The following is a 2,089-nucleotide window of genomic DNA, read 5'->3' on the forward strand; positions in this document are numbered from 1 at the left end:
TACAATAGTGAACGCAAGCAATGGAACCTAAAAAAAATGACTCCGGAGCAATACCGGAGCCATCTGATCGCCGCATAAAAGACGACGCACTTTTTATTAAACTGTCCGAAAAACAGGGCTCAGTTCAAAGTTAGTGTGCTTTTTTATCTGTTTTTATGTATTATATCTTTAGTGTATTACAATTAACTTTATAATTTCTTGCATCTAAAACACAAAAAACAATGACAAAATAATTACAAGGACATTACAATTACATTGTAGTGATGATTAGTTTATCAATAAATTTGTCTTACACAGATATATCAAGAGTAATACATAAGGCGTAAAAAGGAGAGGTAGTATGTTAGAGAACCAATTAAATGAACGTATTTATAGAGAATTACTAGAAATAGAAGAATCATACAGACAATTACAAAAAAGAACGGATTATTTACTTCGTGAGCTTCGTCAAAACACTGAAACAAAAGCTTTATTTCCTGAAAAATCTAATTTTCATTATCCAAGGCGAATAAATCAACGATATCCTATTGAAGTATATGCTAGTCAAGTGACAGATTTGTTGAAACAGCGTAATACCATGAAAGTGCGTGACATCCAGATGGAGCTCGAGCTTCGCTACCGTCACCACATTAGCAACATCTACCAATTGATGGTCAAGATCGAATCGGTCAATCCGGAAATCAAGAAAGTCGGGCGCGGACTATATACATATGCATCAGCTGAAGAAGTCACGACTGAACCGGCACACGCTTGACCGACGAGAACGTTCGTCGGTTTTTTTGCTGTAACATTTCTGATACGTCTCGCTCGATGGGAAATATGCTATAATTCGCCAGAGTCTATTTTTAAATGAGAGAGGAACGTTGGCCCATGTTATGGATTGCCATGTTGGTCAGTTTTGTGATGGCCATCTTGATCACGCCGCTCGTTCGCAGGTTCGCTTTTCTGATCGGAGCGGTCGATCACCCGAACGCCCGAAAAGTACATTTACAGACTATGCCGCGAATCGGTGGCCTCGCCATCTTCGTCGCTTTCCTGATCGGCTACGCCTTGTTGTTGCCGACGAGCCGTTACAACGACGCCATCTTGATCGGAGCGGTCATCATCACCTTGACCGGTCTCGTCGATGACCGGTTCCAACTGACTGCCCGCGTCAAATTGATGGGGCAGATGATTGCGACGGTCGTCGTCTTGAACGCCGGGATGCGGATCGAACTCATCAACTTGCCGTTCGACCAACAGCTCTATCTCGGCGCTTGGAGCATCCCGGTGACGGTGCTTTGGCTGATCGGGATCACGAACGCGATTAACTTGATCGACGGCCTCGACGGTCTCGCCGCCGGGGTCTCGAGCATCGCACTCGGGACGATTGCACTCCTGGCCATCATTCAAGGGAACGTCTATTTGACGATGATGGCGTTGCTCCTTCTCGCGAGTACGCTCGGGTTTTTAGTCCACAACTTCTACCCGGCGAAGATTTTCATGGGGGATACAGGTGCACTTTTCCTTGGATATATGCTCGCTGTGTTCTCATTACTTGGGTTTAAAAATGTGACACTGTTCTCGCTCGTCGTGCCGGTCCTCTTGCTCGGACTGCCGATCTCGGATACGATCTTCGCGATCGTCCGCCGGCTCGTCCAAGGGCGCCCGCCGATGTCGCCTGACAAGTCACACATGCACCACCAATTGATCGATATGGGGTTCACGACGCGCCAAGCGGTGCTCCTCATGTATGGGATGACGTTCTTCTTCGGCATCGCCTCGATTCTGTTCGCGAAGACGACGATGGTCGGTGCCGTCATCACGTTCGTCATCGTCTTGATCGTCATCGAACTGATCGTCGAGTCGACGGAGTTGATCCACCCGAACTACAAACCGATCATCCAGACGTCACGCCGCCTGCTCGGCCGGGCGAAGACGTGACTTGGATATACACATAGAAACGACCAAGGACGCCATGTCGAGGGCACTGAAAAACCTCCGCTCTATCCGAGCGTGAACAGAAAAAAGGGCGATTGGACCGACTCAAGTCGGGACAATCGCTCTTTTTCCTTGCCCTTATCCTGTTTTTTCTTTTGAGAGGGTGATG

General features: G+C 47.2%; 2 protein-coding genes. Both read left to right on the forward strand.

What is annotated here, in order from left to right; translation table 11 throughout:
* Window positions 1–340: 340 nt before the first annotated feature.
* Window positions 341–754 (forward strand): Rok-like winged helix domain-containing protein, encoded by a 414-nt coding sequence (locus tag EVJ28_RS14405; protein ID WP_131489341.1) that lies wholly within the window; start codon window positions 341–343, stop codon window positions 752–754.
* A gap of 116 nt (window positions 755–870) precedes the next feature.
* Window positions 871–1,923, forward strand: a complete 1,053-nt coding sequence (locus tag EVJ28_RS13845; protein WP_131489343.1) for a glycosyltransferase family 4 protein — start codon at window positions 871–873, stop codon at window positions 1,921–1,923.
* Window positions 1,924–2,089 lie beyond the last annotated feature (166 nt).

Origin of the sequence: Exiguobacterium sp. SH3S3 (assembly GCF_004337115.1) — a bacterium.
Lineage (GTDB): Bacteria > Bacillota > Bacilli > Exiguobacteriales > Exiguobacteriaceae > Exiguobacterium > Exiguobacterium aurantiacum_A.